This is a genomic window from Streptomyces sp. NPDC058008, assembly GCF_042886395.1.
In the GTDB taxonomy this organism is placed as follows: domain Bacteria; phylum Actinomycetota; class Actinomycetes; order Streptomycetales; family Streptomycetaceae; genus Streptomyces.
Window position 1 is genome coordinate 1 of the sequence record NZ_JBHVQX010000036.1, and the last position, 23702, is coordinate 23702.

Here is a 23702-nt window from a genome sequence, read left to right on the forward strand (position 1 = left end):
TTCTCCTACTCGTTGCGTGTGGGTGTGTTTATTTCGGTCCTCTTCATATGTTCGTTGTGCGACCCCCCCCCCCCCCCCCCCAACCACCTGTCTGTCCGCATACGGTCGTCCCGCTGTGAGCCGCCGACCAACGGCGGCCGTCCACAAGGGAGATCGGGGGTGTGCTCGTGCGGATCGGACTCCTCACGGACGGTGGCTACCCGTATGCGACCGGTGATTCCAGACTCTGGTGCGACCGCCTGGTGCGCGGTCTGCCCCAGCACGAGTTCGACCTCTTCGCCCTCAGCCGCTCCGCCGACCAGGAACAACAGGGCTGGGTCAGGCTCCCCGACCGGGTCGGCCGGGTGCGGACGGCGCCGATGTGGACGCACGGGGCGGACGCCCGGCACCCCGGCCGCCCCCGGGGCCTGACGGGCAGACTCGCCACCGGGCTGGGGCGCTCGTACGGCAGGCGGGACCGACGGCGCTTCACGGCGCACGTGACGGCGCTCGTCGGTGCGGTCTGCGCCGGGCCGGAGACCGGCCCGGAATCCGGAGGGCGGGACGCCGGGGCGGCGGCCGGCCTCTTCACCGACGGGCTCTACGGTCTCGCCGAACTGGCCCGTGAGCAGGGCGGACTGCACGACGCCCTGCGCTCCGAGACGAGCGTGCGCGTCGTCGAGTCCGCCTGCCGCGCCCGGGGCGCCGCACGGAGCGTCCACGGCGCGACCGTCCCCGACTACCTCGCCTTCGTGGCCGGACTGGAGCGCGCGCTGCGCCCCCTCTCCCTCGACTGGTACGACGAGGACGGCCTCGGCGCGGTCGACCTCTGCCACGCGGCGTCCGGCGGCACGGCGGCTCTGCCGGGACTGCTGGCCAAACGCTTCTTCGGGGTGCCGCTCCTGGTCACCGAGCACGGCGTCCCGCTGCGGGCCCACTACCTCGCCGCACCACCGGCGCACACCGGCGCACCCGTGCGCGCCCTCCTGGCCGGCTTCCACGGGCTGCTCGCCTCCGAGGTCTACCGGCAGGCCGCCCTCATCACCCCCGGCAACACCCATGTCCGGCGCTGGCAGGAGCGGTTCGGCGCCGACCGGGGCAAGCTGCGCACGGTCTACCCGGGCATGGAGGCGGAGCGGTTCGGGTCCGTGGGCGAGGGCGACGACGGGGGCGGCCCGGGGACGCTCGTGTGGATCGGGCGCATCGAACCCGCCAAGGACCTGATCGCCCTGCTGCACGCCTTCGCCGAGGTCCGCAGGGCCGAACCGGACGCCCGGCTGCGGATCTTCGGCCCGCCGGCCCAGGGGGACGAGGGCGAGGCCTACCGCGCCCACTGCGCGGCACTCGCCGCCCGGCTCTTCCCCGACGAGGCCACCGGCGCCCATGCCGTGGGCGACAGCCCGGTCACCTTCGAGGAGATCGGCGGCCCCGAGGCACCCGGCCTCGCCGAGGCCTACGCGGCGGGCGGTGTCGTCGTCCTGTCCAGTGTCGTCGAGGGCTTCCCCATCAGCCTCGTCGAGGCGATGTTCTGCGGCCGGGCCACCGTCTCGACCGATGTGGGCGCCGTCGTCGAGGTCGTCGGCGGTACGGGACTCGTGGTGCCCCCGCGCAATCCGCGGGCGCTCGCCGACGCCTGTCTCGCGCTGCTGCGCGACCCTGAGCGCCGTGCGCGCCTGGGCGCGGCGGCGCGCGCCAGGGCGCTCGAACTCTTCACCGTCGAGCAGAACCTCACGGCGTTCCGCGGTATCTACCTGGACCTGGCGGGGCACGCCCCCGCCCGGTGGGCGGCGCCGGCCGGCCCCGGGGAGCCGGCCGGACCGCCGCGCCCCTTCGCCACGCCCCCCGAGGCCCACGTGCTGGGCGCGCTCCCGCCCGACCCGGGCCCCGTACGGGCCGGGGCTGCCCGCGTGCCGAGCTGGGCCATCGGCGCGGAGGGCGTGTGCGCGGGCGCGCGCGGAGCGGGGGACGGCGATGCGTGACGACACGAGCGGCCACGACCACGGAGGGACCCCGATGGGCAGACCGACCGAAGCCACGGCGCCGGATGCCGGGGGCGAGGGCCCGGGGGCGGTCCGGTCGGCGGTCCGGGCACCCGAGATCGCCTACCGCCCGGCCCGCGGCCCCGCGGTCCGGCGGGGACCCGCCGACCCCGTGAAGGTGCTGATGCACCGGCACCGGGACCTCTGCGAGCGGGCCGTCGACCCCCTGGAGATCGCCGCCGGCCTGGAGGCGCACGGGCTCACCGACCGCGCCGCCGCGCGCTACCGGCACCGTGACGTCTTCTCCCTGGCGGAGGAGCTCTACGCCCGCGTACCCGGCGCGGGCCGGACCGTGCGCGCCCCCGCGCCACCGCCAGCCCCAGGCAAGGAGGCGAGGGCCGGGTGGACGCTCTCGGCCCTGCTGCCCGGCGCCGCCTGCCTCGTGACCGTCGGCGTGCTCCGGGCCACCGAGGGGGTGCTCGGCGGCGAGGCCCGCTTCGCGGTGACCGCCGCCGGTGCCCTGCTCGTCCTCCTCGGGCTCCGGCTCGCCCTGCGCTCCGGCCCCCTGCACGCCCCGGGCGGCACCGGAGGCATCACCCCCCACGTCTGCTGGCTCCTCGGCTACGCGGTGTACGGCGACGACCTGCTCGCCCAGGTCATCAGCGGTGGTCCCGACGGAAACTGGACCGCCGCGCCCGCCGCCCTGCTCGGGCTCGCCCCGGCCCTGGCGCCCGCCGCCTGGTGCGCCCACCTGTTCGCCACTCAGGCGCGCAGCCGGCTCACCGGATCGCACGGCCTGTCGGAGTTCGGCGCCGGAGTGCGCCCGGCGCTCCTCGGCGCCCTCGCGCTCTTCCTCTGCGCGCTGACCGCGCTGCTGTTCCTCGCCGGTCCCGGCCACCCCGGTCCTGGCGGCGCGGCGGGCCCGGCCGCGCTCGGCTGCCTCCTCTTCCTGGCCCGCCTGCTGGCCGTCCACGGCTTCCCGGAGCCGGCGGCCACCGGCCTCGCCGCCGCCTGCGCCGTGGAAGTGGCGGCCCCCTTCCTGGTCCTCGCCGGGCGGCTGCCCGGCCTGGACCTCCTCGCCCGGCCGGTCGACGCCGTCGTCACCGCGGCAGGCCCCGGGGGCGTACCCGTCCTCGCCTGCGGCGCGGCCGCCCTCGGGCTGCTGGTCCACGCGTCGGTCGCCCTCACCAGGGCCTCCGCCCACGCCCCGGCCTAGGGGATGTCCGCACCGTCCCGCCCGCCCGGGCACCACCGCCACGCGACCGGAACCCCGCCTCGCGGCGGGCACGCGCCGGGCACCGGGGGTCACGCCCTCCGGGCGGACGGCGGGACGCCGCCGACGACCACCGGCCGTACCCCCGCCCCGCCCCGCGGAGCCGACGCCGCGGGTTTCCCGTACCGCTCACACCTTCCTCAAGGAGACACCGACATGACCCCCCAATCCCTCTCACCGGCAGTCAGCCGTCGGCACCGAGGGGGCGCGCGATGAGGGTTCTGCTGCTCGGAGCCAACGGATTCCTCGGCCGCTTCGTCGCCGACCGCCTGCTCGCCGACCCCGCCGTGCACCTCACCGCACTCGGCCGCGGTGACGACGCCGACGTGCGCTTCGACCTCGCGGGCGGCAGCCCCGGAGCGCTCACCCGCTTCCTGGACGCCGTCCACCCCGGGGTCGTCGTCAACTGCGCGGGGGCGACCCGAGGCGGTGCCCGGGACCTCACCCGTCACAACACCGTCGCCGTGGCCACCGTCTGCGAGGCCATGCGCCGCAGCGGGTGCAGCGCCCGGCTCGTCCAGGTCGGCTGCGCCTCCGAGTACGGGCCCTCGCAGCCCGGCTCGTCCACCGCGGAGGACGCGGTGCCCCGCCCCGGAGGTCCGTACGGCGTCAGCAAGCTCGCCGCCACCGAACTGGTCCTCGGCTCCGGCCTGGACGCGGTGGTCCTGCGGGTCTTCTCACCCGTCGGCCCCGGGACCCCGGCCGGCTCCCCGCTCGGCCGCCTCGCCGAGACCATGCGCCGCGCCATGCAGACGGGGGACCCCGAGCTCAAGCTGAGCGGCCTCGGGGTGCAGCGCGACTTCGTGGACGTACGCGACGTGGCGCGCGCCGTGCACGCCGCCTCGCTCTCCGCGGCCCAAGGCGTCGTCAACATCGGCACCGGCCGGGCCGTACGGCTGCGCGACGCCGCGGCGGTCCTCGCCAGGGTCGCCGGATACGCGGGCGCGCTCCACGAACTCGACACGCCCCCCGCGCGCCTCCCGATCGGCGCTCCCCGCTCCTCGGCGGAGTCGGTCGTGGAGCACCTCGCCGCGACCCCGTCCCCCTATCCCGACGGCTGCGGCGCCTGGCAGCAGGCCGATGTGCGCACCGCCCGGGACCGGCTCGGCTGGCGGCCCCGGATCAATCTGGAGGAGTCCCTCGCGGACATCTGGATGGAGGCCGCGTGCCGTATCTGACGAGCACCGGCCCCACCCTGCGGACCGGCGGCGCGGAACAGCTCGGCGTCGGAGTGCCCGGTTACGCCCATCCGCTGCTGGCGCCCGCCGAATGGGCGGGCCTCAGCCGGCCGGGCACCCCGCTGCACTGGGCCGTGCTCAACATCGACGACGGGCCGGGCACACGCCCCGACCCGCACTGCCTGGAGGCCGCCGGGCGGCTGCGCAACGCCCGCGAGCGCGCGCTGCACGGGGAGGCGCCCGACGACACCGTCCGCGCCTCGGGGGGCAGGCTGCTGGGCCACATCGACCTGGCCTTCGGCAGCCGCCCCTTCGCCGAGCTGATCGCCGACGCCCGGTCCTACCTCGACTGGTACCGGGTGGGCGGCTTCTACCTGGACCACTGTCCGGCCGGGCGCGAGGCGCTCCCGGCGGTCCGCAGGCTGACCAGCACCCTCTCCGCGCTGCTGTCCGACAGCGACAGCGCGGACGAGGAGGGCGGCCGGCTGGTCCTGGGCCACGGCACCCACCCGCACCCGGGCTACGCCGAGGCCGCCGATCAGCTGGTCACCTTCCGCGGCCCGTGGGCCGACTACCGCTGGTCCCAGGTGGCCGAGTGGACCGCCGCGTACGAACCGGGCCGCTTCGCGCACTTCGTCCACGGGGTCCCGCGCACACATCTGGAGGAGGCCATGCGCGTCGCCCGCTGGCAGGGAGCGGGCACGATCTTCTTCACCGACCGGGACGGAGCGAAGGGGCAAACCAGCCCATTCGCGACACTGCCCAGCTACTGGGACGAATTCGTCTCGCGGATCGGACCTGGTATCTCGGAATGAGGAGCGGCGTGGCAGTGTTACGGGAGAACAACCGTACGTAGATGAAGTACGTAGAAACCGACCACCTGCATTGTTGAGGTTCCTGTGTCGCTGCCACCCCTGGTCGAGCCGGCCGCCGAGCTCACCGTCGATGAGGTCCGCAGGTACTCCCGCCACCTGATCATCCCGGATGTCGGGATGGACGGACAGAAGCGGCTGAAGAACGCGAAGGTGCTCTGCGTCGGCGCCGGCGGTCTCGGCTCGCCGGCTCTGATGTACATGGCCGCGGCCGGTGTCGGCACGCTCGGCATCGTGGAGTTCGACGAGGTCGACGAGTCGAACCTGCAGCGCCAGGTCATCCACAGCCAGGCCGACATCGGCAAGTCCAAGGCCCAGTCGGCCAAGGAGACCGTGCAGGGGATCAACCCCCTGGTGAACGTGGTCCTTCACGAGGAGCGGCTCGAAGCCGACAACGTGATGGACATCTTCGCGCAGTACGACCTGATCGTGGACGGCACGGACAACTTCGCCACCCGCTATCTCGTCAACGACGCCGCGGTCCTGCTGAACAAGCCGTACGTCTGGGGCTCGATCTACCGCTTCGACGGCCAGGCGTCCGTCTTCTGGTCCGAGCACGGTCCCTGCTACCGCTGCCTCTACCCGGAGCCGCCGCCCCCCGGCATGGTTCCCTCCTGCGCCGAGGGCGGTGTCCTGGGTGTGCTCTGCGCGTCCATCGGCTCCATCCAGGTCAACGAGGCCATCAAGCTGCTCGCCGGCATCGGCGACCCGCTGGTCGGCCGTCTGATGATCTACGACGCGCTGGAGATGCAGTACCGCCAGGTCAAGGTCCGCAAGGACCCCGACTGCGCGGTGTGCGGCGAGAACCCCACCGTCACCGAGCTCATCGACTACGAGGCCTTCTGCGGCGTCGTGTCCGAGGAGGCCCAGGAGGCGGCTGCCGGTTCCACGATCACTCCCAAGCAGCTCAAGGAGTGGATCGACGGCGACGAGAAGATCGAGATCATCGACGTCCGCGAGCCGAACGAGTACGAGATCGTCTCGATCCCGGGCTCCCGGCTGGTCCCGAAGAACGAGTTCCTGATGGGCAACGCCCTCCAGGACCTTCCGCAGGACAGGCGCATCGTCCTGAACTGCAAGACCGGTGTCCGCAGCGCCGAGGTCCTCGCGGTCCTCAAGTCGGCGGGCTTCGCCGACGCGGTCCACGTCGGTGGCGGAGTCATCGGCTGGGTCAACCAGATCGAGCCCGAGAAGCCGGTCTACTAGGCCTCGGGGCATGACGCGCGAAGGGGCCGGCTCCGGCGGACGGAGCCGGCCCCTTCGCGTGCCCGGACCTCAGGAGCAGACCACTCCGTCCGCCGGGACCTCCCCTTCCAGGAAGTAGGCGTCGACCAGCGAGGTCACGCAGCCGCTCCGGCCGTAGGCGCCGTGCCCCTCGCCCTCGTTGGTCACCATCACGCCGACCCCCTCGCCGAGCTCGTCCGCCATCCGCCGCGCGCCCTCGTACGGTGTCGCCGGGTCTCCCGTCGTACCGATGACCAGGATCGGAGCCGCGCCGGGGGCACTCACCTCCGGGGTGTCCCGCTCGCCCTCGACCGGCCACCCCGCACACCAGCCCGCCGTGTCCCAGGCCAGGAACGGGCCGAAGACCGGTGACAGCCGGCGGAACCCGGGGAGCAGCGCCCGTGCCTCGGCGGCCGTCGGCCTCGCCTTGGCGTCGGCGCAGGAGATCGCGCGCTGGGAATGGCTCCCGGTGTCGTAGTGCCCGTCCTTGTCACGTCCGTTGTACGCGTCGGCCAGCGCCAGCAGGCGGTCGCCCCTGCCCTCGTTCCCGGCCTCGTCGAGCGCGGCCGCCAGTGTCGGCCAGCCGCTTTGGGAGTAGAGGGGCGCCACGATGCCGATGACGGCGAGCGATTCGTTGAGCTCGCGCCCCGAGGCGGTCGGCAGCGGATCCTTGTCGATCCGCTCCAGCAGGTCCGCTATGCGCCGGGTGCCCCGCTCCGGGTCCTCGCCCCGGTCCTTCAGGTAGTTCTCCAGGGCCCGCTGGAAACCCGTGGCCTGGTTGCGGGCGTGCCCCACCGTGTCCGCGGTCGGATCGACGACGGCGTCCAGCACGATCCGTCCCACGTTCCCGGGGAAGAGGTGCGCGTACGTCCCGCCGAGCTCCGTGCCGTACGAGACGCCGAAGTAGGACAGGCTCCGGTCGCCGAGGGCGCGGCGTATCGCGTCCATGTCCCGGGCTGCGTCCGCCGTGCCGACGTGGGGGAGCACCGCTCCCGACAGGCGCGCGCAGCCCGCCCCGAGGTCCGCGCCGTCCGCGAGGAACGCGGCCTCCTCGGCGGCCGTGTCCGGGGTGATGTCCACCTCGCGGTAGGCCCTCTCCTGCTCCGCGTCGCCGCGGCAGCGGACCCCCGCGCTGGCCGCGACGCCACGCGGATCGAAGCCCACCAGGTCGTACCGGGTGTTGAGCTCCTCGTACGAACCGGCGGCGCGCGGCAGGGTGGCGACGCCGGAGCCGCCCGGTCCGCCGAAGTCGAAGAGCAGCGACCCCAGCCGGCCGCTCCTCTCGGTGGCCGTCCTGCGGATCAGCGCGATGCCGATCGTCCGGCCGTCCGGGCGCGTGTGGTCCAGCGGCACGTCGAGGGTGGCGCACCGCCAGGCGGCGCCGGGCGCGGTGCCGCCCTCCGGCGCGCCGCACCGCTTCCACACGAGCGGCCGGGACGCGGTGGCCGCCGCGGACGGGGCGGGCGGCCCGGTCACGGCCGGCGGCGACGTCTTCTCCGGGGACGTCCTCTCCCGGGACGGCGACGGGGGCGCCGCGCCGCACCCCGCGAGGAGCGCCGCGACCAGCAGGGCGGCCGCGGCCGGCACCGCTCCCCGGCGGGACGCTCCGGCTACGCGCATCCGCGCTCCCTCCCCGTGTCCGGAGGCCGTCACCCGGAGGGGTCCGGACGGCCCCGTCGTCCGGCTGTCCAACGACCGGTCAGCCGCAGACCGTTCCCGCCTTCGGGACCTTGCCTTCGAGCAGATAGGCGTCCACGTCGCTCTGCACACAGGTGCTGCCGCTGTTGTACGCCCCGTGGCCCTGGCCCTTGTACGTCAGCTCGACCCCGACCCCCTTGCCGAGCTCCGCGGCCATCGCCTTCGCACCCGAGTACGGCGTCGCCGGGTCCCCGGTGTTGCCGATGACCAGGATCGGCGCCGAACCCGGCGCGCTGACGTCCGGGGTGTCCCAGGCGCCCGAGACCGGCCAGCCGGTGCAGGCCATCAGCCCCCAGGCCAGGTAGTCGCCGAAGACGGGGGAGGCCTTGCGGAACTCGGGGAGCGCCTTGCGGGTCTGCTCCAGGGTGTACCGCTGCTTCGAGTCCGCGCAGTTGATGGCCGTGTTGGCGGCGTTCGAGTTGTCGTAGTGCCCGTTCGCGGAGCGGCCGTTCAGCGAGTCGGCGAGCGCGAGCAGCAGTCCGCCGTTGTTGCCGTCCGCCTCGTCGATGCCCTGTTCGAGCAGGGGCCAGGTCTCCTTGGAGTAGAGGGCCGACGCGATGCCGGTGGTGGCCTGGGTCTCGGTCAGTTCCCGGTCGCCCAGCCCCGGGACGGGCTTCTTCTCCAGCTTCGCCAGCAGGGCGGCGATCCCGTCCTGGACCTGGCGCGCGGTGGTCCCGGGCAGCTTGCAGTCGTCGCGCGAGGCGCAGTCGGCGGTGAAGTTGTCCAGGGCGAGCTGGAATCCCCTGGCCTGGCCGAGCGAGGACTCCAGGGAGTCCTCCGTCGGGTCGACGACCGCGTCCAGGACGGCCCGGCCCACCTTCCGGGGATACAGATGGGCGTAGACACCGCCCAGTTCGGTGCCGTACGAGATGCCGAAGTAGTACAGCTTGTCGTCGCCGAGCACCTGGCGCATCAGGTCCATGTCGCGGGCGGCGTTCGTGGTGCCGACGTAGGGCAGCACGGGACCGGAGTTCTTCTCGCAGTCGGCGATGTAGGACTTCTGGTCCTGGGCGAACGCCTTCTGCTCGGCGGCGTCGTCCGGGGTGCCGTCCTGCTCGTAGCGCGCGTCGAGCGCCCGGTCGTCCGCGCACTCGACGCCGTCGCTGCGGCCGACTCCCCGGGGGTCGAAGCTCACCAGGTCGTAGCGGGTGCGGAGCGTGTCGTAGGCGGTGCCGAAGGACGGCAGCGTGGCGACGCCGGAGCCGCCCGGTCCGCCGAAGTTGAAGATGAGCGAACCGATCCGCCGGTCCCGGTCCTTGGCGGCGGCGCGGATGAGCGCCAGCTCGATGGTCCGGCCCCCCGGGTCCGCGTAGTCCAGGGGTACGTCCATGAACGAGCACTCCCACTTCGTCCCGCCCGGCAGCGGCGAGGGCGACGTCCCGCTGCCCTGCGCCTCGCTCGGGGCGGGGCAGGGCTTCCAGTCGAGCTTCTGGGAGGACAGCTTTCCCGGCGTCGAGGTCGGGGACGCCGTCGAGGCGGTCGTCGGCGTCGAACCCCCCGGGCCTCCGTCACCGTCGTCCGAACAGGCGGCCAGTGGCAGCAGCACGGTGGCGGTCGCGGCGAGGGCGGCTGCACGCAGAGCGGGGGAGGTCCTCATGACCCCATCGTGCGGCGGGGCACGGGGGAACGCGCGGGGCCTGCTCCATGCGGGTCAATACACCTAGAGCTCACCCTTGCGGGTCAGATGGTTGAAGCAGATCCAGCCGGGGAGCACCGGCAGCCACAGCGTCATCACGCGGAACAGCAGCACGGCCGGTGCCGCGACCTCCTTGGGCAGCCCCACCGCGATCAGCCCCAGGGTCAGCGCTCCCTCGACCGCGCCCATACCGCCCGGGGTCGGTGCCGCCGAGCCGAGGGCGTTGCCCGCGAGGAAGACCACCGCGATGCTGGCGTAGCTGAGCTTGGGGACGTCCGGGCCGCTGAACGCGCGGATCGACGCGTCCAGGCACAGCACGAACAGCCCGGTCAGCAGCAGCATGCCGCCGATGCCGTTGACCAGCTTCTGCGGGCGCTGCACCACGTCGAGCATGCGCGGGACGACCCCGGCGAACAGCGACCGCACCCGGGTGACGACGAACTTCCGCAGGAACGGGATCGCGGTCACCACCAGCACGAGCACCGCGACCGTGAGCAGGCCCGCGATGACCGTCCTGGACGGGGTGAGCGAGTCCGGGGTCTTCTCCGTACCCGTCAGGTACCCGAACAGCGCCAGCAGCAGGATGTGGCAGCCGAGGCCGAACAGCTGGGACGCGCCGACGCTCGCGACCGCGAGCCCGGGGCGCACCCCGGCGCGTTGCAGGAAGCGGGTGTTCAGCGCCACGCCGCCGACCGCCGCGGGTGCCACGATCTTCACGAACGACCCGGCCACCTGGGCCAGGACGGTCTTCCTGAACGGCACCCGCTCGGGCACGAAGCCGAGGAGGCTCATCGCCGCGGCGACGTAACTCAGCGCGGAGAAGCCCATCGCCGCCGCCACCCAGCCCCACTCCGCCTGCTCCACGACCGTGCCGAAGTCGGCCTCGGTGACCTGTGAGATGAGGAAGTAGGCGGCGATCGAACCCGCGATGAAGCTGAAGAGTGTGCGCGGCTTGATGCGCTCCAGCCGGACCGGCTCGACCGGCGCCTGCGGCCTGATCAGCAGCACCTGCCGGCGGATCTGCGCCAGCATGTCCTCCTCGCGGGCCTCGTCCAGGGCGTCGTCCATCGCCCGTTTCTCGGCCTGCTTCTCCGTGCGCTGCGACTTGCGGGCGGCCTTGCGGTCGGCCGCCGCCAGGGTGTCGTCCTCCTCGGCCTTGGCCTGCTTGGCGGCCCGCGAGGCCTCCAGCACCGCCTCCCGCTCACGCTGCGAACGTTCCCGGGCGAGCCTGCGCAGCGTCGCCCGGGTGGAGCGGCTCAGCGCGATCGGCTGGAGCAGCGGCAGACAGTCGGCGACGGCGTCCGGCCCGAGCACGGCGAGCGCCCCGGCCACGGCCCGTTCGGCGCCCACCCGCAGACCCGTGGTGGTGAGCAGCTGGGCGACGTCCATCCGCAGGATCAGGTCGCCGGCCGCGATCTCGCCGCCGCGCAGATCGGTGACGAACACGGTGCCGGCCCGGTCCACCAGGATGGCGTCCCCGGTGAGCCTGCGGTGCGCGATCCGCCGCGACTGGAGCGCCCGTACCTGGTGCCAGGCACCCCGCACCAGCTCGTCGGTGATCTCCTCGTCCTCCATCGCGTCCAGCGAGCGCCCGCCGATGTGCTCGTACACGAGCATCACGGCGTCGGGCCCGAGCTCCGACGTGGCGATCAGCTTGGGCGCGTTCGCCCCGGCGGCGATCGCCGCGTACGCGAGGAGCGCCTCCTGCTCCAGGGCCTGGCGCAGCGACTGGATGGAGCGGCGCTGGGTGATGCTGCGCAGGGTGAGCCGGCGCCACACCCGGTAGAAGAAGCCCTGCGCCTGCTGTTCACGGTCGACGACCGTGACGTCCAGCGGGGGTCCGTCCTCCAGGGTCACCCGGTAGCGGCGGCCCCGGTCGCTCTGGTCGATGCTGTCGGGAGCGTCCTCGGTGCGCATCGCGGCGACCGGGCGGAAGCCGACATGACGCAGACCGGCCATCAGGTGCTGGCCGGTCGGTCGTACGTTCGGCGAGCCGACCGCGTACAGGGTGCCGTACGCCACGGTCCAGCCGATCAGCACGGTGAGGACGATCGAGAACGGCGTGGTGTAGCCCCCCACCAGCATCGCGAAGGCGTCCAGGAGCAGCACCATCCACAGCACGACCCGCCAGCGGGGTCTGCGGGCCATCCCGACCGCCGTCATGTAGGCGATCACCGGCGCCAGATAGCCGTGGACGGGGTCGGTGAGACCCTCCCCCGGCTGGGGCTGCGTGAGGGCGTCCCTGATCGTCCCCGAGGCCGACCTGGCGACCCAGAGGTCGGTGGCCAGGGTCACCCCGTGGGCCAGCACGGCGGCGAGCACCCCGTCGGCGATCCGCAGCCCGTCGCGCTTCACCAGGCGCTCGATCGCGAAGGCGACCGGCACCAGGAGCACCGCGATGCTGGACACCAGGCCTGCCAGCTTGATCAGGAGGTCCGGGGCCTGGTCGGTGCCCTTGGAGATGTCGTTCTCCAGGCCGGTGGTGGTCCCGTGGGCGAAGGCGGCGACGGAGAACAACAGCGCGATCGCCAGGACACCGATGAGGAGGCGCAACAGGTCGGACGGGCGGTGCACCCGGGCCGGCAGCAGCGGCTCGTCCCCCGAGACACGGTCGGTCAGACCCGTCTCGGACGTGGCCAGGGTCGAGCCGGAGAGGCGCTCCCGGGACGGTCCGCCCGTCTTCCCGGCGTCGGAGTCCTTCCCGGGGCCGTCGCCGGGACCGTCGGGCGCGTCCGGGCGCGGCTCGGCGTCAGAGGCGCCCGCCGCCTTCGGTGGCTGCACGCCCTGCTCCTTAGCCTCTGATGGATCTTCGTGGTCTCGTATCACCGGTCACCGCCCGCATGATGGTGGCACGGCCTGCAGACAGAGGGGGGCATCAGGGTGCATTGCGCGGGCGCGATGCGCAACATACGCTGCTTCGCCCCGCGTGCACGGTGCGTGACCGGGGCGGCGCCGGGAAGCGCCGGTTGTCGGTGGCGTACGGCAGGATGGGACGGATGAGCGAAGACCGCACGAGCGGCAGCCGGACCGGGGCGGCCGGGCCCGCCGACCCCGTCTTCGCCGAGCTGCCCGTCTACGCCGAGCGGGTCCTGGACGTCGCGGACCTGATCCCGCCCGGCCGTGTCATGACGTACGGCGACGTCGCGGAGTGGCTGGGCGACGGCGGGCCGCGACAGGTCGGCCGGGTCATGGCCCTGTACGGCTCCGCGGCGCCCTGGTGGCGTGTGGTGCGTGCCGACGGGACACTGCTGCCCGGCCACGAACGACGGGCGCTCGGTCACTACCGCGACGAGGGCACCCCGCTGCGCCCGGCGCCGCGCGACGCGCGCGGGCACGTGCCGCGCCTCGACATGAGGCGCGCCCGATGGGACGGCGTGACCGGAGGGCCGGGCGACGAAGCTCACACCTGACAGCTTCCGCCATCGCGCCCCGCCGGGACAGGCGCCTGGCCGGTGAGCGCCGCACACCGGCGGGCCAGGGGCCGCCTGTGACGCAGGACGCGGCCCACCGCCCGGATTCCGTGCCCCCGCGGGCGTAGCGTCGTCCACACGCGGCACGCTCCGCCCCCTCATCCGTCCCTGCACGACCGGCCCTCCTTCCGGGGCCCGGCACCGTCCGTCACCCGCACCTGTCACATCCGGGCCGTCACCCCACGGCCGGCACCGCGCAGACCGAGTACACCCTTCAGGACCGGCGATCCACGTGAGTTCCTCCTTCACCACCCGGAACAGCCCGCACCGTCAGACACGGCGGCGGGCCCCGGGCGCGTACCGGCTGGTGCGCACGCCGCCCGGCTCCGTGGACCCCCCTCTCCTGGACGCACCGCAGCGCGCCGTGGTTGACCACCGGGACGGCCCGCTGCTGGTCCTCGCGGGACCGGGCACGGGCAAGACCACGACGCTCGTCGAGGCCGTCGCCCGGCGGGTGGCCCGGGGGGCCGATCCCGCCCGCATCCTCGTCCTCACCTTCAGCCGCAAGGCGGCCGTCGAACTGCGCGACAGGATGGCGGCCCGGCTCGGCGGCACCCGGGGCCCGCAGGCCACCACCTTCCACTCGTACTGCTACGCCCTGGTCCGCGCGCACCAGGACGCCGACCTCTTCGCCGATCCGCTGCGCCTGCTCTCCGGTCCCGAGCAGGACGTCACGGTCCGTGAACTGCTGGCCGGACAGCTCGGCCTGGAACAGGCCGGACTCGCCCACGTCCGCTGGCCCGACGAACTGCGTGCCTGCCTGACCACCCGGGGCTTCGCCGACGAGGTGCGCGCCGTCCTGGCCCGCAGCCGTGAGCTGGGCCTCGGACCGGACGCGCTGGCCGCCTTCGCGCGGCGCACCGGCCGCCCGGACTGGAGCGCGGCCGCCGAGTTCCTCGCCGAGTACCTGGACATCCTCGACGCCCAGGGCGTCCTCGACTACGCGGAACTGGTCCACCGGGCGGTCCTCCTCGCCGAGCGCCCCGAGGTGGCCGCGCAGCTGGCACGCAGCTACGACGCCGTCCTCGTCGACGAGTACCAGGACACGGACCCCGCCCAGGTACGGCTGCTGCACGCGCTGGCCGGGAACCCGTCGAACGTCGCCCCGGGTACCGGCGGCGGCCGGACACTGATCGCCTTCGGCGACCCCGACCAGTCGATCTACGCGTTCCGGGGCGCCGATGTGAACGGCATCCTCGACTTCCCCGACACCTTCCGCCGTGCCGACGGCGCGCCCGCCCCCGTCGGGGTCCTCACCACCTCGCGCCGCTCGGGCGCGGACCTGCTCGAAGCCACCCGGCTGCTCACCCGCCGGATGCCGCTCACCCGCCTGCCCTCGGACAAGGTCCGCGCCCACCGTGAGCTGTCCCCGGTACGGGAAGGCGGGCGGGTGGAGGCGTACACCTACCCGACACCCTCCACCGAGCTGGAGAACATCGCCGATCTGCTCCGGCGCGCGCACCTCGAAGAGGGCGTGCCCTGGAGGGACATGGCGGTCCTCGTACGCGCCGGCGGCCGTTCGATCCCAGCCGTGCGCCGGGCGCTCACCTCCGCCGGGGTCCCCCTGGAGGTCGACGGCGACGATCTCCCGCTGCGCCACGAGCCGGCGGTCGCCCCGCTCCTGACCGCGCTGCGCACCGTCGCCATGGCGGCACTCCACCCTGCCGAGCCCGAGGGCCCGGAGGAGTCGGCGGAACCTGACGGGCCGGTCGAATCTGAGGGGCCGGTCGAACCTGACGGGCCGGTCGAATCTGAGGGGCCGGTCGAACCTGACGGGCCGGTCGAATCTGAGGGGCCGGAGAGCCTCGAAGAGTCCGGGGTGCCCGGGGAGTCCGGGGTGGCCGGGGACTTCCGGGGGCCCGAGAGCTCGCGGGAGCCGGGGGCGCCGACGCGGCCCACCGGTCGGGGCATCGCCGGTCCGGGCACCGCTGGTTCGCGGCCTGCCGATCCGGGTGTTGCCGCTCCGGGGCCTGCCGACCCGCCGCCCGCTGGTCCGGGGACTGCCGATCCGGGCTCCTCGGACCCGGGCTCCTCCGAACGGGGTTCTTCCGATCCGGGCTCCTCGGACTCGGGTTCTTCCGATCGGGACTCCTCGGACCCGGGCTCTTCCGATCGGGACTCCTCTGGCCCGGGCTCTTCCGACCCGGGCTCCTCGGAACCGGGTCCCGCAGTCCTCGGGGAGTCCGCCGATCCGGCCGAGGCCCGGGACCCGATGGGCCCGGCCGAGCCCGCCGCGTCGGAGGCCCCCGCCGGCCCGGAGGACGGGACCCGTGCCGGGCGGGCGGAAGCGGATCCCCGCCGGCTCGACACCGAGACCGCTCTGGCCCTGCTCACCTCGCCCCTGGGGTCGATGGACGCCGCCGACCTGCGCCGCCTCGGGCGGGCCCTGCGCGACGAGGAGCGGGCCGCCGGGAACCGCGTACCGCCGCCGTCCGGCGATCTGCTGGCCCGCGCGCTCGCCGAGCCCGAACGCCTGGTCACGCACGACCCGGCGTACGCCAGGGGCGCGCAGCGGCTCGGCGCCCTCCTGCGCAAGGCCCGTGAACTCCTGGAGGGCGGTGGCACCGCCGAGGAGGCCCTGTGGACCCTCTGGAACGGCACGCCCTGGCCCGGCAGGCTGGAACGGGCGGCCCTGCGCGGCGGCGCGGGCGGCCGGAACGCCGACCGGGACCTCGACGCGGTGTGCGCCCTCTTCGACACGGCGGCACGGGCCGAGGAGCGCACCGGGGGGCGCGGCGCGCTCAACTTCCTGGAGGAGGTCGACGCCCAGGACATCGCCGCCGACACCCTCTCCCGGCGCGCGGTGCGCCCCGACGCCGTACGCCTGATGACCGCACACCGTTCCAAGGGCCTGGAGTGGCGCCTGGTCGTCGTCGCCGGGGTCCAGGAGGGGCTCTGGCCCGACCTGCGCAGGCGGGGTTCGCTCCTGGAGGCCGACCGGATCGGCCGCGACGGGCTGGCCGAACCGCTCACCCCCGGGGCCCTCCTCGCCGAGGAACGCCGCCTGTTCTACGTGGCGGCGACCCGGGCCCGTGAACGCCTCGTCGTCACGGCGGTCAAGGCCCCCGCCGACGACGGCGACCAGCCCTCCCGCTTGCTCGCCGAGCTCGGGAAGGAGCCCCGGGACGTCACCGGCCGCCCCCGGCGCCCCCTCGCGGTGGCCGCGCTCGTCGCCGAACTCCGGGCGACGACCGTCGACCCCGCAGCCTCGGACGCCCTGCGGGACGCCGCCGCCCGCCGCCTCGCCCGGCTCGCGGCCCTCACCGACGACGAAGGACAGCCGCTCGTACCCGCGGCCCACCCGCACCGCTGGTGGGGGCTGAACGAACCCACCCGCTCCGAGGTGCCCCTGCGCGACCGCGACCGGCCGGTGGCGCTCTCGGGCAGCGCGCTCGACCAGCTCGCCAACACGTGCGCCCTCCAGTGGTTCCTGGGCCGGGAGGTGAAGGCCGACGCCCCGGCGACGGCGGCGCAGGGCTTCGGCAACGTGATCCACGTGCTTGCCGACGAGGTGGCCTCCGGGCGCACCGCCGCCGATCTGGACGTGCTGATGGAACGCCTGGACTCCGTATGGGACGGCCTGGTCTTCGACGCCCCCTGGAAGTCGCACCAGGAGAAGGACCAGGCACGTGCCGCTCTGGAACGCTTCCTGCGCTGGCACGTCATGGACCGCGCCGGGCGCACCCCCGCCGCCAGCGAGCACGACTTCGACGTCACCCTTGAGGCGGGCGAGTACGCCGTACGCATCCGGGGGTCCATGGACCGGGTCGAACAGGACGCCGAGGGCCGGGCGTACGTGGTCGACTTCAAGACCGGCAAGGGGGCACCCACCAAGGACGAGGTGGCCTCCCACCCCCAGCTCGCCGTGTACCAGCTCGCCGTCAGGGAAGGCGCCGTCGACGAGGTCTTCGACGGCCGCCGCCCCGGCCCCGGCGGTGCCGAACTGGTCCAGCTGCGCCGGCCCGCGCCGAAGAAGGAGGGCGGCGAGACCCTTCCCCAGGTACAGGCCCAGGAGCCCCTGTCCGGGGAATGGGTCTCCGACCTGCTCGCCACGGCGGCCGGACGGGTCCTGGACGAGCGGTTCACGCCCACGACCGGCCAGCACTGCACCCACTGCGCCTTCAAGGCGTCGTGCAGCGCACAGCCCGAGGGCCGTCAGATCATCGAATGATCCTCCCGGCGGAATCGGCGGGGGAGGGGGTTGTCGGTGCGTCCGGTTAGCCTCTCTGGAGTGACCTCCCGCCTCACCGACCCCGAGCAGCTCAAGGAGCTCCTCGGGATCCCCTTCACCCCGGAGCAGACGGCCTGCATCACCGCGCCGCCCGCTCCGCAGGTGATCGTGGCCGGAGCCGGATCGGGGAAGACCACGGTCATGGCCGCCCGGGTGGTCTGGCTGGTCGGGACCGGGCAGGTCGCCCCCGAACAGGTCCTCGGCCTGACCTTCACGAACAAGGCCGCCGGTGAGCTCGCCGAGCGGGTCCGCAAGGCCCTCGTCGCCGCCGGGGTCACCGACCCGGACGTCATCGACCCGGACGACCCCCCGGGCGAGCCCAGCATCTCCACGTACCACGCCTTCGCCGGACGGCTGCTCACCGACCACGGCCTGCGGATCGGCCTCGAACCCACCACCCGGCTCCTCGCCGACGCCACCCGCTACCAGCTCGCGGCCCGGGTGCTGCGCGAGGCCCCCGGCCCCTACCCGGCGCTGACCCGGTCCTTCCCCACCCTGGTCAGCGACCTGCTGGCCCTGGACGCCGAGCTCGCCGAACACCTCGTACGCCCCGAACAGCTCCTGGAGCACGACACGGGGCTCCTCCAGGCCCTGGAGTCCGCCAGGCTCACCAACGCGGAGCTCCGCAAGATTCCCGAGACGGCCGGGGCCCGCCGTGAACTCCTCGGACTCACCCGGCGCTACCGCACGGCCAAGCGCGGCCGGGACCTCCTCGACTTCGGCGACCAGATCGCGCTCTCCGCCGAGCTGGCCCTGACCCGGCCCGAGGTCGGAGCCATCCTGCGCGACGAATTCCGCGTCGTGCTGCTCGACGAGTACCAGGACACCTCCGTCGCGCAGCGGCTGCTCCTGGCCGCACTGTTCGGCGGCGGGGGCGGCCAGGGCACGGCAGGCCACGCCGTCACCGCCGTGGGCGACCCCTGCCAGGCGATCTACGGGTGGCGCGGCGCCTCCGTCGCCAACCTCGACGACTTCCCGCACCACTTCCCGCACGCCGACGGCACCCCGGCCACCCGTTACTCCCTCAGCGAGAACCGCCGCAGCGGAGGCCGCCTCCTGCACCTGGCCAACGGTCTCGCCGAACCCCTGCGCGCCATGCACGAAGGGGTCGAGGCGCTGCGCCCCGCACCCGGCGCCGAGCGGGAGGGACTGGTCCGGTGCGCCCTGCTGCGCACACACGCCGAGGAGATCGACTGGCTCGGCTACTCGCTCGCCCACCTCGTGCGGACGGGGACGGCACCGGGGGAGATCGCCGTCCTGTGCCGGACCGCGGGGGACTTCCCCCGCATTCAGGCCGCCCTCGTCGCCCGGGACATCCCGGTCGAGGTCGTCGGCCTGTCAGGACTGCTGCACCTCCCCGAGATCGCCGACCTGGTCGCGGTCTGCGAGGTCCTCCAGGACCCGGGGGCCAACGCCTCCCTGGTCCGGCTGCTCACCGGCCCCCGCTGGCGCGTCGGACCGCGCGACCTGGCCCTCCTCGGGCGCCGGGCGCGCCTGCTCGTCCGCCCTTCCGCCCCCGGGGACGAGGGAGCCGACCCGGACCTGCGGCTGGCCGAGGCCGTCGAGGGCACCGACCCCGCCGAGGTGATCTCGCTCGCCGACGCCCTCGACACCTTCCTGGAGTCCGGCGGGTCCGAGGACGACCAGCTGCCGTTCTCCGCGGAGGCCCGCGTCCGTTTCGCCCGCCTCGCCACCGAGCTCCGGGACCTGCGCCGCTCGCTGGCCGACCCCCTCATGGACGTACTGCACCGCGTCCTCGCCGCCACCGGCCTGGAGGTGGAGCTGTCCGCGTCGCCGCACGCCCTGGCCGCACGCCGCCGTGAGACCCTCGCCAACTTCCTGGACGTCGCGGCCGGCTTCGCCGCGGTGGACGGGGAGGCGAGCCTGCTCGCCTTCCTCGGCTTCCTGCGCACCGCCGCCCAGTACGAGAAGGGCCTGGACAACGCCCTCCCGGGCGGCGAGGACACCGTGAAGGTGCTCACCGCCCACAAGTCCAAGGGGCTGGAGTGGGACGTCGTCGCCGTCCCCGGCCTCGTCGGCGGCCAGTTCCCCAGCACGCAGTCCCGGGACTCCTGGACCTCGCAGCCCCAGGTCCTCCCGCACGCGCTGCGCGGCGACGCGGCCACCCTGCCCGCCCTCGGGAGCTTCGACGCCAAGGGCCTCAAGGCGTTCAAGGAGGAGATGAAGGGACATCAGCACACCGAGGAGCTCCGCCTCGGCTACGTCACCTTCACCCGCCCCCGCAGCCTGCTGCTCGGCTCCGGCCACTGGTGGGGCCCGTCGCAGAAGAAGCCCCGCGGCCCGTCCGCCTTCCTGGACGCGCTCCACGAGCACTGCGCGGCCGGGTACGGCGAGATCGAGGTCTGGTCGGACGAACCCGGGGAGGACGAGGAGAACCCGGCCCTCCAGGAGAAGGACGCCGACCTGGCCTGGCCGCTCCCGCTCGACGCCACCGCCATGGCCCGCCGCCGGGCGGCCCGGGACACCGTGCTGGCCCACCTGGAGTCCCTGGCGGCCACGCCCGCGCCCGGTGCGTACGAGGAACCCGCGCCCGCGGGGGAGCCCCGGCGCGCACAGGGCCGGCCCTACGACGGCGCGTTCCCGCACGACGACGAGCCCCCTCACGGGGACGAACCCGAACCTCCCTACGAGGACGAGGAGCCGCCCTACGACGAGGCGGACGCCCCGTACGACGACCCGTTCCCGGAGGGCGGGCCCGCCCCCTCGTCGCACGACGGATCCGCCCCGTTCCCGGAGGGCGCACCCGTCCCCTCCCCGGTCACCGGCCGGTCACCGGCCGGCGGCCCGTACCCCGACGGTGCGCGCGACGAGGACGAGGGGGAGGCAGAAGCACTGCCGGACCGCGCCGCCCCCGTGCCGCACGTCCCGGCCGCCCGCGCCCCGGCGGACGCCGGCCTCACTCCCGAGGAGTCCCGCACCCTCGCCTCCTGGGACCGTGACCTGGACGCCCTCGCGGGTGAGCTCCGGCGTGCCCGCGCGGCCGTGCGCGATGTCGTCGTGCCCGCCACCCTCTCCGCCACCCAGCTCCTCCACCTCGCCGACGATCCCGACGGCTTCGCGCGGGAACTGGCCCGCCCCATGCCCCGGCCCCCGCAGCCCGCGGCCCGCCGGGGGACCCGCTTCCACGCCTGGGTGGAATCCCGCTTCGAGGAACTGCCCCTGCCCATGCTGGGACCGGACGAGCTCCCCGGGTCCGACGGGAACGACGCGGAGATCGCCGACGAGCGGGACCTCGCCGAGCTGAAGGAGGCGTTCGAACGCACCGCGTACGCCCGGCGCACTCCGTACCGCGTCGAGACGCCGTTCCAGATCACCCTCGGAGGCCGGGTGATCCGCGGCCGTATCGACGCGGTCTACCGCACCGGGGACACGTACGAGATCGTGGACTGGAAGACCACCCGGCACCGCACGGCCGACCCGCTCCAGCTCGCCGTCTACCGGCTGGCCTGGGCCGAACTGCACGGACTGCCGCTGGAGGCGGTCACCGCGACCTTCCTCTACGTGCGCACCGGCGAGACGTCCCGCCCCACCGGGCTGCCGGGCCGGGCGGAGCTGGAGGAGCTCCTGCTGGACGAGCCGGCTCCGCGGGGCCGATAGGCTCATGAACATGAGCGACACCCCGGACAGCGCCGTCCGTACGTACACCGAGCAGCACCGCGCGGCCTTCCTCGACGACCTCGCCGAGTGGCTGCGCATCCCGTCCGTATCCGCTCAGCCGGAGCACGACGGGGACGTACGGCGCAGCGCCGAGTGGCTGTCCGGCAAGCTGGCGGAGACCGGCTTCCCCGTCACCGAGATCTGGGAGACGCCCGGCGCCCCGGCGGTCTTCGCCGAGTGGCCGTCACAGGACCCCGACGCACCCGTCGTCCTCGTCTACGGGCACCACGACGTGCAGCCCGCGGCGCGCGAGGACGGCTGGCACACCGACCCGTTCGAGCCGGTGATCCGCGACGGCAGGATGTACGGGCGCGGCGCGGCGGACGACAAGGGCCAGGTGTTCTTCCACACACTCGGCGTCCGCGCCCACCTCGCCGCGACCGGTCGTACGACGCCCGCAGTCCACCTCAAGCTGCTGGTCGAGGGCGAGGAGGAGTCCGGATCGCCGCACTTCCGCGCGCTGGCCGAGGAACGGGCCGCCCGCCTCGCGGCCGACGTCGTCATCGTCTCCGACACCGGCATGTGGGACGAGAACACCCCCACCGTCTGCACCGGCATGCGCGGACTCGCGGAGTGCGAGATCGAGCTGTCGGGCCCCGCCCAGGACATCCACTCCGGGTCGTTCGGCGGAGCCGTCCCCAACCCGGCGACCGCGCTCGCCCGCCTGGTCGCGGCACTCCACGACTCGGAAGGCAGGGTCGCCGTCCCCGGTTTCTACGACGGGGTCGCCGAACTCACCGCGACCGAACGGGCCCTCTTCGCCGAGCTGCCCTTCGACGAGGACACCTGGCTGCGCACCGCGGCCTCACTGGCCACCGCCGGCGAGGCCGGCTACTCCACCCTCGAACGCGTCTGGGCCCGCCCCACCGCCGAGGTCAACGGCATCGGCGGCGGCTACCAGGGCGCGGGCAGCAAGACCGTCATCCCCTCGTCCGCCCTGGTGAAGCTGAGCTTCCGGCTGGTCGCCGGCCAGGACCCGGACCGTGTCCAGGACCTGGTCCGCGTCTGGGCCGAGGCCCGGATCCCGGCCGGGATCCGCCACCGGATCACCTTCGCCCCCGCCACCCGTCCCTGTCTGACCCCCCTGGACCACCCCGCCCTCCAGGCGGTGGCCCGCGCCATGGGGCGGGCGTTCGGGACGAAGATCCTCTTCACCCGCGAAGGGGGTTCGGGCCCCGCCGCCGACCTTCAGGACGTGCTCGGAGCACCCGTCCTCTTCCTGGGCATCTCCGTACCGTCCGACGGCTGGCACGGCCCCGACGAGAAGGTCGAGCTCGACCTGCTCCTCAAGGGCGTCGAGACCGCGGCACATCTGTGGGGCGAGCTGGCCGACGCACTCCGCTGAATCTCTGAACGCCCGATCCGCCCCCGGGGGAGTAGGAAGCACCTGTGAGCACCTTCGACAACGCCACCGCAGACCGTCCGATCGGTCTCACCGCGCCCAGCGGTATCGACCGCGCCGCGCACCACCGGCTCGACGAGGCCTGGCTCGCCGCCGCCTGGAGCCACCCGACGACCAGGGTCTTCGTCGTCTCCGGGGGGCAGGCGCTCATCGACGACACCCCGGACGGCGGCACCGAGCTCGTCATGACGCCCGCCTTCGAGGCGCCGGTCACCGAGACGCACCGCTACTTCCTGGGCACCGACGAGGACGGCGTGCGCTACTTCGCCCTCCAGAAGGACTCCCTTCCGGGCCGCATGGACCAGTCCGCACGGCCGGCCGGTCTCCGCGAGGCCGGGATGCTCCTCGGCCCGCGCGACGCCGGACTGATGGTGCACGCGGTGGCCCTGGAGAACTGGCAGCGGCTGCACCGCTTCTGCTCCCGCTGCGGTGAGCGCACCGTCATCGCGGCGGCCGGGCACATCCGCCGCTGCCAGGCCTGCGGGGCCGAGCACTACCCGCGGACCGATCCCGCCGTGATCATGCTGGTCACGGACGACCAGGACCGTGCGCTGCTGGGGCGCCAGGTGCACTGGCCCGAGGGCCGGTTCTCGACCCTCGCCGGGTTCGTCGAGCCGGGGGAGTCGATCGAGCAGTCCGTCGCCCGCGAGGTGTTCGAGGAGGCGGGCGTCACCGTCGGCGAGGTCGAGTACGTCGCCAGCCAGCCCTGGCCGTTCCCCTCCAGCCTGATGCTCGGCTTCATGGCACGGGCCGTCTCCTCGGAGATCACCGTGGACGGCGAGGAGATCGAGGAGGCCCGCTGGTTCTCCCGCGAGGACCTCACGGCCGCCTTCGACTCCGGCGAGGTGCTGCCCCCGTTCGGCGTCTCGATCGCGGCGCGTCTGATCGAGCTCTGGTACGGCAAGCCGCTCCCCAGGCCGGGCAGCACGGGCTGAGCCCCGTTCCGGAGGGAAGGGTGCGGCGCGGCGTGCGGACAGGGGGCGGCGTCCAGGCCGCCCCTGTCCGCACGGGGCGGCGTCCCGGCCGCCCGCGCAGCGGAACGACTCGGTCCGCTCCCCGGCCGCGCCCGCACCGGGCGTCCG

At 74.2% G+C, this 23702-nt stretch carries 13 protein-coding genes; 10 read left to right on the forward strand and 3 right to left on the reverse strand.

The window, feature by feature from the left end:
- The first annotated feature begins 167 nt into the window (after nucleotides 1-167).
- The 5 genes from ACFVS9_RS28860 (at nucleotide 168) to moeZ (ending at nucleotide 6487) form a co-directional block, all read left to right on the forward strand.
- On the forward strand, nucleotides 168-1958 hold the full coding sequence (locus ACFVS9_RS28860; protein ID WP_389937135.1) for a DUF3492 domain-containing protein: 1791 nt from the start codon (nucleotides 168-170) through the stop codon (nucleotides 1956-1958).
- A gap of 34 nt (nucleotides 1959-1992) precedes the next feature.
- The gene (locus ACFVS9_RS28865) at nucleotides 1993-3174 is read left to right on the forward strand and encodes a hypothetical protein (RefSeq protein ID WP_389937044.1); all 1182 of its coding nucleotides are present in this window, start codon (nucleotides 1993-1995) and stop codon (nucleotides 3172-3174) included.
- Nucleotides 3175-3443: 269 nt separating this feature from the next.
- Complete coding sequence (locus ACFVS9_RS28870; RefSeq protein ID WP_383115957.1) at nucleotides 3444-4409, forward strand: NAD-dependent epimerase/dehydratase family protein; 966 nt, start codon at nucleotides 3444-3446, stop codon at nucleotides 4407-4409.
- Nucleotides 4397-5224 carry a spherulation-specific family 4 protein gene (locus ACFVS9_RS28875; protein WP_389937048.1) on the forward strand — a complete coding sequence of 276 codons (828 nt, stop codon included), beginning with the start codon at nucleotides 4397-4399 and terminating at the stop codon, nucleotides 5222-5224. The genes ACFVS9_RS28870 and ACFVS9_RS28875 overlap by 13 nt, the downstream gene beginning before the upstream one ends.
- 84 nt (nucleotides 5225-5308) lie before the next feature.
- Nucleotides 5309-6487 (forward strand): adenylyltransferase/sulfurtransferase MoeZ, encoded by a 1179-nt coding sequence (gene moeZ, locus ACFVS9_RS28880; protein WP_327114946.1) that lies wholly within the window; start codon nucleotides 5309-5311, stop codon nucleotides 6485-6487.
- A gap of 69 nt (nucleotides 6488-6556) precedes the next feature.
- Here the strand turns inward: moeZ and ACFVS9_RS28885 are convergent, their stop codons facing one another.
- The 3 genes from ACFVS9_RS28885 to ACFVS9_RS28895 form a co-directional block, all read right to left on the reverse strand.
- The gene (locus tag ACFVS9_RS28885) at nucleotides 6557-8125 is read right to left on the reverse strand and encodes an alpha/beta hydrolase (protein WP_389937051.1); all 1569 of its coding nucleotides are present in this window, start codon (nucleotides 8123-8125) and stop codon (nucleotides 6557-6559) included.
- Nucleotides 8126-8204: 79 nt separating this feature from the next.
- Nucleotides 8205-9800: an alpha/beta hydrolase gene (locus ACFVS9_RS28890; protein ID WP_389937054.1), complete on the reverse strand. Its 1596-nt coding sequence runs from the start codon at nucleotides 9798-9800 to the stop codon at nucleotides 8205-8207.
- A gap of 63 nt (nucleotides 9801-9863) precedes the next feature.
- Nucleotides 9864-12620 (reverse strand): lysylphosphatidylglycerol synthase domain-containing protein, encoded by a 2757-nt coding sequence (locus ACFVS9_RS28895; protein WP_389937057.1) that lies wholly within the window; start codon nucleotides 12618-12620, stop codon nucleotides 9864-9866.
- A gap of 215 nt (nucleotides 12621-12835) precedes the next feature.
- Here ACFVS9_RS28895 and ACFVS9_RS28900 point away from each other — a divergent pair, with 215 nt between their 5' ends.
- From ACFVS9_RS28900 to nudC, 5 genes are all read left to right on the forward strand, one after another.
- Nucleotides 12836-13249: an MGMT family protein gene (locus ACFVS9_RS28900; RefSeq protein WP_383118460.1), complete on the forward strand. Its 414-nt coding sequence runs from the start codon at nucleotides 12836-12838 to the stop codon at nucleotides 13247-13249.
- Between the two features lie 292 nt (nucleotides 13250-13541).
- Entirely contained in the window at nucleotides 13542-17480 is a 3939-nt protein-coding gene (locus tag ACFVS9_RS28905) for a UvrD-helicase domain-containing protein (RefSeq protein ID WP_389937061.1), read from the forward strand.
- A gap of 60 nt (nucleotides 17481-17540) precedes the next feature.
- The gene (locus ACFVS9_RS28910) at nucleotides 17541-21158 is read left to right on the forward strand and encodes a UvrD-helicase domain-containing protein (protein WP_389937064.1); all 3618 of its coding nucleotides are present in this window, start codon (nucleotides 17541-17543) and stop codon (nucleotides 21156-21158) included.
- A 10-nt stretch (nucleotides 21159-21168) separates the two neighbouring features.
- Nucleotides 21169-22563 carry a dipeptidase gene (locus tag ACFVS9_RS28915; protein WP_389937067.1) on the forward strand — a complete coding sequence of 465 codons (1395 nt, stop codon included), beginning with the start codon at nucleotides 21169-21171 and terminating at the stop codon, nucleotides 22561-22563.
- Nucleotides 22564-22607: 44 nt separating this feature from the next.
- Nucleotides 22608-23555 (forward strand): NAD(+) diphosphatase, encoded by a 948-nt coding sequence (nudC, locus tag ACFVS9_RS28920; protein ID WP_383118456.1) that lies wholly within the window; start codon nucleotides 22608-22610, stop codon nucleotides 23553-23555.
- The last annotated feature ends 147 nt before the right edge of the window (nucleotides 23556-23702 follow it).

Coding starts and splice junctions, on each gene's coding strand:
- ACFVS9_RS28865 (WP_389937044.1), top strand. CDS start 1,993: ATGGGCAGACCGACCGAAGCCACGGCGCCGGATGCCGGGGGCGAGGGC.
- ACFVS9_RS28870 (WP_383115957.1), top strand. CDS start 3,444: ATGAGGGTTCTGCTGCTCGGAGCCAACGGATTCCTCGGCCGCTTCGTC.
- ACFVS9_RS28885 (WP_389937051.1), bottom strand. CDS start 8,125: ATGCGCGTAGCCGGAGCGTCCCGCCGGGGAGCGGTGCCGGCCGCGGCC.
- ACFVS9_RS28890 (WP_389937054.1), bottom strand. CDS start 9,800: ATGAGGACCTCCCCCGCTCTGCGTGCAGCCGCCCTCGCCGCGACCGCC.
- ACFVS9_RS28900 (WP_383118460.1), top strand. CDS start 12,836: ATGAGCGAAGACCGCACGAGCGGCAGCCGGACCGGGGCGGCCGGGCCC.
- ACFVS9_RS28915 (WP_389937067.1), top strand. CDS start 21,169: ATGAGCGACACCCCGGACAGCGCCGTCCGTACGTACACCGAGCAGCAC.